Origin of the sequence: Methylocella tundrae, from assembly GCF_901905185.1 — a bacterium.
Classification (GTDB): Bacteria; Pseudomonadota; Alphaproteobacteria; order Rhizobiales; family Beijerinckiaceae; genus Methylocapsa; species Methylocapsa tundrae.
On record NZ_CABFMQ020000077.1, the window covers coordinates 86,697 to 96,786 of the forward strand.

Below are 10,090 nucleotides of genomic sequence, written 5' to 3' on the forward strand. Positions count from 1 at the left end.
CCGCCATTACCGGATCGGAATATTTCGCTTCAAGCCGAGGCGCAAACGCGGCATGCGCGCCGAGATATGGAAAGCCGCCGCCGTTTCCCGACCACGGCCTTAGCCTTGCCGGTCCGGCGTCGTAACCTTCAGGCCGTCGAGTTCCGGCGTCACCCTGATCTGGCAGCAAAGCCTCGAATTCGGCTGCACCCCATAAGCAAAGTCCAGCATGTCCTCTTCCTGGTCCGAGGCCTTGCCAGTCAGCGAAACCCACGCCTCGTCGACATAGACGTGGCAGGTCGCGCAGGCGCAGCCGCCGCCGCATTCCGCGCTGATCTCGGGGATCGCATTGCGAATCGCGGCTTCCATTACGGTGGAGCCTACGTCCGCCTCGACAGTGCGCGCTTCACCGAGCGAGTCGACGAAAGTAATTTTTGGCATGGATCTCGCTTAAACGTTCTTCCGGCGGCCGCTTCTCTGGCGAACCAAAGGTCGCCCGCGTCGAATCCGGCTCCGGACAGGATAGGGGTTCAACTCTAATACCACGTGGCCGCAGTTCATGGCCGAAGTTCAATGATCGTGCAAGAGTGTAAAATCAGCGCGGGTGAAAGCGAATAGCTCGAGGGCATTGGCGCGTTGACGATCGCCAGACGATCGAACGCGCTATGTTTGGCAGTCGGCGGCGTCTCGACGAAAGGGTGATTTCTATCGCGTGGGGCGGCAGCCGTCCGCGCGCCGCGCCATCGACAGCGAAGACGCTTCGACGACGCGAACGAAGACGCAAGGCTCCAAATCAGCGCACTCGGCGCGGACGTTTCGTTTCGGCCAAGCGGCGGTTTACGACACGTTCAATGTGCACGGCGTTTAAGCGGCTGTCCGACGCAACCGACAGTTTCGGAGCGCGGCGCATAAATCCTGGTGCGATGCGACAGCCACGGCCGCATAAATTGAGATCTCAGCATCAGTTGCTTGTTGTCAGCATGTCAATGCCGGGCGCCGCGATAACAGCCGGAAACGTGCGAATCGAACTTCAGCCCGAGGCGAATAGCCAAATTATTATAGGCGGCGGAATTTCATGGAAGATTGAGCCGCAGCGTCACCATTACAGTCGCCGACCGCACCAAATGCGCGTGAGAAGAAGCACAATTTATGGGGGGAAAATGTCCAAGCTTGCAAAGTTGCGGCCGTCAGTCTGTTCACGATCCAACAAAACGGGCCCGTCTTTCAGAGCCAGCGCCGCGCTTGCTTTCACGCTGGCCGTCGGGGCGATCACGGCGTCGATGCAGGCTCAGGCCGCGAGCAATCTGAAGGTCGAAACGCACGAGGGGCGCGTCAAAGGCGTCATTGTCAATGGCGTGGCCGAGTTTCTCGGCATTCCTTACGGCGAGCCGCCGGTCGGTCGTCTGCGCTGGATGCCGCCGAAAGAGCACGCCCCATGGAACGGCGTGTTGCAAGCGAAGGCGTTCGGGCCGACTTGCGCGCAGATCACGGAGAATGGCTTATATGCAGGCCCGGCAAACAACAATGAAGACTGCCTTTATCTGAACGTCTTTACGCCGAACGTCGATCCGGCTGGCAATGAAAAGCTTCCGGTCATCGTTTGGATTCACGGCGGCGGCAACATGGATGGGGAGAGCAACGATTACGATGGAGGCAAACTAGCCGCGCAAGGCCACACCGTTGTCGTCACCATCAACTATCGCCTCGGCCTGCTCGGCTGGTTCGCCCACCCCGCATTGGACGCGGAAGGCCATTTGTTCGGCGACTATGGCCTGCTTGATCAGCAGCTCGCGCTCAAATGGGTGAAGCGGAATATCGCTCAGTTCGGCGGCGACAAGAACAACGTCACCGTGGGCGGCCAGTCAGCGGGTTCGGTCGACACAGCCGCCAACGTAATATCGCCCCTCGCCGCGGGGCTGTTCGATCGAGGCATCTTTCAAAGCAAAATCGTCGAGCCGACGCCATTGCCGATGGCCGAAGCGAAGGGCACAGCTTTCGCGGCCGCGGCCGGCTGTGGTTCCGGCTCTGATGCGGCGACCGCCAAATGTCTGCGCAGCCTGACTGCTCAGCAAATCATGGCGCTGCAAGGAACGACCAGCGCCAGCGGACCCTACGGCAACTTTCTTGTAGCGGACGGACGGATTTTGCCGAGCGGCCTTCTTACCACGGCCTTCAAAAATGGACAGTTCAACCACATGCCCGTCATGAGCGGCACCACCGAGGACGAGGGCAATTTCTTCATCGCCGTTCCAGAATACTTCTCTGGAACTCCGGTGACGGAAGCCTCCTTCGATGCCTACGTGGCCAGAACTTTCGGCGGCAACGCGGGACCTGGCGGCTCGCCACCCGCCTATCCCGCAGGCGCCGTTAATAAGGTTCTGGCTCGCTATCCACTCTACGCCTATACGACTCCGCAGTTGGCGCTGGATGCGGTCGAGACGGACATGATCGCATGCACACAGCGGTACTACGATGAATTGCTCGCCGATCAAACGCCGGTCTACGCGTATGAGTTCGACGATCGAACCGCTCCATTCTATTTTCCCAAAATGACCGGATTTCAATCTCTCGCCTACCATACGAGCGACATCCAGTACCTATTCCCCCTTTATCACGGTGGACCGGATGGCATTCCGCACGCTCTTAACAAAAAGCAGGAGCAGCTTTCCGACGCTCTCGTGGCCGCCTGGACGAACTTCGCCTGGACGGGCAACCCGAATGGACAGGGAAACAGCCCATGGCCGCGCTACAAGGCCAAAGCGAACAGACCCTCCTTTCTTTCCGAAAACATTCCAGTCTTGTCGACATTCACGGACGCGGAGTTCTCATCCGCGCACAAGTGCGATCTTTGGGATAAGCTGCTGACTTACTAGGACAAAGGCGCAATTTCTTGAGCTGAACTCGGGTAGCGGTCGCGACCATGGCCGCTACCCATCGCCAAAGATCCTCAAACCTTAAGCGCCTGGAAGGGCTAATGTCTGCATCGCCGGGTTGAGGCCCTATAGGATCTCTATGTCCGGCGCTGCAAATAGATGTCCGAAGGCGCCCATAGCCCTGCTGGATGCAGATGAGCCGGAGGGCATTATTTGGCGACAAGGGCGGCGGGCGGCAGAAACCCGTCCCACGAGTAGCCGAGGTGCGCGCGCTGTGCCGAGATCATTGATCTTGCTCCTCGCGTTCACGGAAAAAGACCCAAGTCCCGAAAATCCGGAGAGGCTCACCGCGCCTTTGCCACGGATCGCGGCGCCGTCAAAATCGGTTTCGAGGCCCAGTAGGAAGTTATTCCCAAAGGAATAGTTGTAGCCAACCTGCCCGCCGCCCAGCACGCCACTGGAGGTGACCGACGCCGAACCGGCGAAGCCGCCGCCGCCTCCAATTGCAGCCAATGGATAGGCGGCGATCGGAGCAAAACCGAGACCCCTCCTACTTTTGCTCGGCCCCCGTCGCGCTCCGAAGCCGGCGAAGCCTGCGGTTATCCCGTCATCAAATGCAGACGGCGATGCGCATCGCCGCCGTTCCTGACAAGGATTTCGAGGCCTTCATCGAAAGCCCGAGACCGCCCGGCACGACGTTCCTTTCGCAGATTGTGCGATTGAATTGCCGGCACGCGGGCGAATGCTTGCGTAACGGCCGCCCGCGATCGCAACGAAATCAAGTTTGCCCTTCGATTCTACGCTTTTTGGCGACGTTCGAAGCATTTTCGGGCGGGCGGGAGGCTGAAAAGACATCAAAAAACCGGGAAGTCAGGACCATTTGCGGATCTCCGCGAAACTTTGAAATCGGATCGAAAGCTCAAGACCCGCCGATCGTCGCCGCAGCGTTAACGATGTTTCCAGAAGCGCCGGCCGTCGGGTTTCAATCCCTCCGTTAGGGATGTAAAGTAAGATTTGATTAACTCTCTGCCTGCGTTCGCGCTGATGTATTTGCTCTGAACTTCATGCGCGCCTGTGACGACTTCGAAGAGGAACCAGATGGCGAGCTCTCCCAAAACTCACGATCCCGCGGCGGAGGCGCTTCTTGCCATTGAGGAAGCGTTGAACCTTCGCGCCGGAATGGGCGATGCCTTCGGGGGCGCCGAACCGCCGAGGGATCAGGGAAACAAAGGTGAAAAGCCGGCCGAGAGGAAGCAAGGTTCGGGGCCGAAGCTTCCTTCGACCAGCGAAGATCCGCTGTTCTCGGCGCCGAGCTCAAGCTTCTCGGCGGCTGTCGCAGAGGCGGCCGGCGGGCAGATCCGGCGCGCGGCCTCGCCCGCCAACGACGACCGTCACGCGACCGGAGAAATGTTGCGCGCGCTTCAGGCTCGCTCGAGCCGCGCGCCGACGATCGTCGCGGCGCTCTGCTCAGGCGCGTGGATCGTCTTGACGCTCGGCTATCTCCTCACCCATCGGGAAGATCTCTTCACTGGCCCGAACGGCTCGGCCCTGCCAGCCTCCGCGCTGTATTTCCTCACCATCGCAGCGCCGGTGGTGTTCTTCTTCATCACAGCCATGATGATCCGGCGCGCGCAGGAAATGCGCGTCACGTCCCGATCCATGACCGAAGTCGCAATGCGTCTCGCCGAACCTGAGACGATCGCCACGGAGCAGATGGTGACGCTCTCGCAGGCGATCCGCCGAGAGGTCGCTTCAATGGGCGACGGCATCGAACGCGCGCTGGCGCGGGCTGGCGAACTCGAGACACTGGTGCGATCGGAAGTGTCCAATCTGGAGCGCTCCTATTCAGACAATGAGCGGCGGGTGCGCGCGCTTATCGACGAACTGGCGGCGGAACGGGAATCCATTCTCTCGAACGCGGATCGGGTGCGCGGCGCTATTTCGATCGCCCATGACACGGTGTCGCGCGACATCGAAAATGCTTCGGCGCGGTTCTCCGAACACGTCGGCGAAGCCGCGGGCCGAGTGGCCGCCTCGCTCAACGCCAAGGGAGATGAGATCAAACAGGCGCTGAGCAGCGGCCGCTACGAACTCATCGAGCATCTCTCCAGCCACGGCAACGACCTCATCGACCGTCTTATGCAGACCGGCAACGAAGCGACCGCCAATCTCACACAGGCGAGCGCTGGGATCGCGCAGACGCTGGATGAGCGCCTTGCCGAACTTAACGAACGGCTGCAAAACGCCCAGGAGGTTCTATCCGCCGACCTCGGGACGCGGGGCGACGCGCTGGTGGGCCGCCTCGACTCCGCCGGCGCCCAAATCGCCGAGACGATCTCCTCGCGCGGCGAGAGCCTTGCGACGCGTCTTGCGGAAACCGGCGATCGCCTGCACGAAGTCGTCGCCGTCGAGGGCGACGCCCTGCACAACAATCTCGCCCAAACGAGCGAGCGTTTCGCGACGCTGATCGCTGAACGCACCGAGGCCGCCCGCGACGCTCTCGATCAGTCGAGCCGCGCGATCGTCACCGTCTTCGAGGACGGCCACACGCGACTCCAGTCCGAATTCGAGCGTAACGGCGGTGAACTGCAACGCAGCTTCGCCGAGGCGGCGGAATCAACGGCGCAGACCCTGTCCGCGCATAGCGAAGGACTGCGCGAACGCATCGCCAGTTCGCTCGACGAGACGATCAAAGCCCTGACCAGCCACGCCGAACACGTGCATGATCATCTCGATCTCACGAGCCAGGATATGATCGCCGCTTTCGCCGGGCGGACGGACGCCCTGAGCGAGCAGCTCTCCTTGGTCCTCGACGGAACTTTCGCAGCGCTCAACGATCATTCGGCGATCATGAGCGAACGTCTTGGAACCGCCGCCGAGCAAGCCGCCAGCGACTTCGCCGGCCGCTCCGAGGCGCTTCATGAGCGTCTGAACGCCACCATCGGCGACACGCTTGGCGCATTGAGCGATCGTTCGGAACAGGTCGCGGGGCGCCTTGAAACCTCGGCGCAACATTCCGTCGCGACGCTCACCGATTACGCCGATGGATTGCAGCAGCGGATGACGGCGACGCTCGATGCCTTGAGCCGCCACGCGGAAGACATCGGCGAGCGGCTGGGCGCTGTTGGGGAACAGTCGCTCGGCGCCTTCACCGAGCAGACCGAAGCTTTGCACGAGCGGCTGAACGCCGCCATCAGCACGCTCAACGGTCACTCCGAAGAAATCAGCCACCGTCTGGCGGCAAGCGCGGAGCAGTCCGCCGGCGCGCTGACCGATCAGACCCGGGCGCTGCAGGATCGCCTGAATGTCTCCATCAGCGCTCTCAATGCGCATTCAGACGAAATCAGCCGCCGCCTCGCCGCGGGCGCCGAGCGATCGGCCGGCGCGCTGACACAGCAGACAGAGGCGCTGCAGAACCGTCTCGACGCCGCCATCCAGACCGTCAACGAACATTCGGACGAAATCAGCCAACGCCTCGCCGAGACGGCGCAATATTCGGCCGGCGCGCTCGCGGAACAGACGGAGGCGCTGCACGAGCGGCTCGACGCCGCCATCAGCGCGGTGAATCTCCATTCGGACCAAATCAGCCAGCGCCTCGCGGAGACCGCGCAGCATTCGGCCGGCGCGTTCGCGGAGCAGACGGAGGCGCTGCACGAGCGGCTCGACGCCGCGATCAACGCCGCGAACGCTCATTCGGAGGAGATCGGCCAGCGCCTAGCCGCGGCGGCCCAGCAATCCGGCGACGCCCTCGCCGAACAGACCGAGGCGCTGCACGAGCAACTGAGCCAGACGATCGGCGCGCTCAATGCCCATTCGGAGGAGATCGGCCGTCGCCTCGCCACGACAGCTCAGCAGTCCGGCGACGCCCTCGCCGAACAGACCGAGGCGCTGCACGAGCGTCTGAACGCCGCGATCGGCGCTTTGAACGAGCATTCGAACGAAATGAGCGAGCGGCTCGAAGCGACCGCGCTATATTCCGTCGGGGCTTTTGCGGAGCACACGGAGGCTTTGCACGAGCGATTGAATGGAACGCTTGCCGAAACGCTCGGCGCTTTGACTCAACATTCGCAGACGATGAGCGAACGGCTCGGGGCGATGGCCGATCTGACGGTCAACGCCTTCAACGGCCATGCCGACGCCGTGCATCAGCGCCTCGAGACGACGCTGTCACAAACGCTGGCGGCGCTGACGAGCCACAGCGACGCCGTCAGCGCGCGCCTCGAGACAAGCGTCCAGCAATCGGCCGAGGCCCTCGCCTCCCCGATCGAGACATTGCACGAACGCCTGACAGGAGCCGTCAGCACGACCCTTGCCGCACTGAGCGATCATGCGGCGGAGATCAGCCAGCGCCTCGCAGACACCGCCGCGATGTCCGCCGGCGCCCTGACCAGTCAGACCGACGCCCTGCGTGAGCGCCTGCGCGCTACGCTGACAGAGGCGTTCGAAGCGCTGACCGCGCATTCGGCCGACATCAGCGACCGCCTGAGGTCGAGCGCCGAGCAGTCGGCTGCTGTGCTGGCCGAGCGCACCGACGCGCTCAATAACCGCCTCATTGGATCGATCGGCGAGACCCTTGGGGCGCTGACCAGCCACACGGACGAAGTGAGCCATCGCCTCAATTCAAATGTCGGCGAGACGCTCGGCGCGCTCGAGTCCCATTCGGAACTGATCAATCAGCGTCTCGAGGCGTCGGCCCAGCATTCCGTCGGCGCGCTCGCCGCGCACACGGAAGCGCTGCAGACAAGTCTCGCGGCGACGCTCGGCGAAACGCTCGGCGCGCTTTCCGGCTATTCGGATGAAATGCGTGATCGTCTTGAAGCGGTCGGGCGCCAATCACTCGCCGCTTTCGCCGATCATACCGGAAGCCTCGAGCAGCGCCTCACCCTGATGCTCGGCGAAGCTTTCAGCGTGCTGACGACCCAGACTCAGGAGTTCAACGAGCAACTTGTCGGGCGCAGTCACGAGGCCGTGCTCGCCTTCGCCAGCCAGACAGAGGCGCTTCAGGAAAGCTTCGACGCCACGGCGCAACAGGCCGTCGCGGCGATCGGCTACCACGCCAACGATCTCAACGACCGCTTTACCGAAACCGCCTCCGAAGCCATCAACGCCATCGCGACGCACAGCGACCGCATCAATGAAGCGCTCTCGGACCGCCTCGTGATGTTCGAGGAAACCTTCCTTGGCCACGGCGGCGCCGTTGCAAACAGCATCGGCGATCAGACCGAACGCTTCACGGCGACGCTGGCGGATCGCCTCGGAGCAATCGAGAATACGTTGACCGTCCGCGGCGGCGATCTCAATGACAAGCTCGCCCTGCGCGCCGGCGAGACCGCGCAGGCTCTGGAAGCGCAGATTGACGCTTTCGAAGCGCGCACGGAAAGCCGGACGCATGAAATCGGACAGGCGCTCGACGCACTCATCGCCCGGATCGACACCGGGCTTGAAACCCAGGCGGCGGCTCTCGACGAGGCGCTCACGGCACGGGCGCGCGACATTGCGCAAATGCTGAGCGAGGGCGGCGGAAACGTCATCCGCGCACTCGACGGCAAGGCGCAGGAGATCGAGTCCGTTCTCTCGATGCGCGCGACGACTCTCGCCGAGACACTCGGCGAAAAGGCCGACGAAATCAACGCGGCGCTCGGCGGCCAGGCGGGCGCCATCGCGACAACGCTCGACGGCCGCATCGCGGAATTCGAGGAGAAAGTCGTCGGCCGTCTCGACGCCGTATCGAGCGAACTCGATGCGCGCGGCCGCGCGGTCGCCGACAATATCGCGGCGCGGACCAGCGAAATCGACGAGACGCTTGGTCATCACGCCGGAGCCATCGACGCCGCGCTGGACCGCGAAGCCGGTCAGCTTGCCGCATTGCTGTCAGGGAGAACCTCCGAAATCAGAGATCTCGTTTCACAAGCGACCGAGGACCTCGACGCGACCCTTGCAGGCCGCGCCGGCGAGATCGGCGATGCGCTCGGCGTGCGCGTCAATGAAATCAGCATGACGCTGGCGAGCCGACTGGCGGAGATAGAAGGCGCGCTCGGCGGCCGGGGTCTGGATCTGCAAAATGCGCTGGCGCAAAGCGCGAGTGATCTGCGTGAGCTGTTCGAAACCCGCGGCCTCGGCCTCATCTCGGCCTTGTCGGAGCGCGGCAACGAAATCGCTGAAGAAATGACCAATGTCGGCGATCTGGTCACGCAGACCATCGAAGGCCGCGGCATGGCGATCGTGCAGCATCTCAGCGCGAAGCAAAGCGAACTGACGGAGGCGCTTGAACGCTCGCTCGTCAATCTGCGCGACGCCTTCGAGACCGGCGCATCAGAATCGATCGGCGCGCTTGTCGACGCGAATGGAAAGCTCGGCGCCGAAATGACCGAGGTCATCGATCGCCTCGTCAGCGGCAGCGCATCGCTGCAGGATGCGATCAATGTCGCCAGCTCGAATTTCGTAGCGGTGGAAGAATCCTTGAGCCATCGCATGGAGGAATTCAAAACCGTGCTGGGGAACGTTTCGACGGAAGTCGAGCGGCTCAATCAGGCGGCCGGAGAAACGGTCTATGAAGCCAGCGGATTTGCCGAGGCGATCGCCGGCCACAAGGAAAGCCTCGCAGCTTCGGCTGGCGAACTCGTCAGGTCGCAGGGCGAACTGGACCAGATGCTCGAGGCGCGGCGGGTCTCGCTCGATGCGCTCCTTGGCGCCATCAAGGAGCGCCGCGACGACTTCGACAGCGTGCTCGGCTCCTTCGCCGGGCTGATCGAGAACGCCTTTGAGAGCGCCGAAAGCCGGGCGCGCGAACTCGGCGCCTATGTGGCCGAAACATCGCAATCGGCGGGCGGCGATATCGACCGGCAATTCGCCGACATGCGCGCCAATATCGCGCAGGAACGCGAACGCACCGCTGAAGCGATGCGCGCCGCCTATGAAGAAACCAATGCCGAAATCGGCGGCATCTTCACCCAGACATCGCAACGCTTCGAGAGCGCGACGTCGGAGCTGCGCGAGATGGCGCGGCAAATTCAGAGCGAACTCGCGGCGACGCGGGAAGCCTTGAGGACCAGCGTTGCGGATCTGCCGCAGGAGACGGCGCAGCAAGCGGCAGCGATGCGCAAAATCGTCGCCGACGAGATCAAGGCCCTGAAGGAGCTGAGCGAAATCGTCACCCGCTCTGGCCGCTCCTTCGATGTGTCGACGCCGCTTCCCGCCGCGGACCGCGCGCCCGCCGCCCCCGCAAGGCGCCCTGCGCC

The 10,090-nt window shown here is 62.9% G+C and carries 3 protein-coding genes; 2 read left to right on the forward strand and 1 reads right to left on the reverse strand.

Features of this window, described 5'->3' with window-relative positions:
* Positions 1–99: 99 nt before the first annotated feature.
* The gene (locus MPC4_RS09645) at positions 100–420 is read right to left on the reverse strand and encodes a 2Fe-2S iron-sulfur cluster-binding protein (protein WP_174512327.1); all 321 of its coding nucleotides are present in this window, start codon (positions 418–420) and stop codon (positions 100–102) included.
* A 719-nt stretch (positions 421–1,139) separates the two neighbouring features.
* Between MPC4_RS09645 and MPC4_RS09650 the strand changes: the two genes are divergently transcribed.
* Entirely contained in the window at positions 1,140–2,852 is a 1,713-nt protein-coding gene (locus MPC4_RS09650) for a carboxylesterase/lipase family protein (RefSeq protein WP_174512328.1), read from the forward strand.
* Between the two features lie 1,098 nt (positions 2,853–3,950).
* Positions 3,951–10,090 (forward strand): apolipoprotein A-IV repeat region-like domain-containing protein (locus MPC4_RS09655; RefSeq protein ID WP_174512329.1); only part of this gene is annotated, 6,140 nt, incomplete at its 3' end.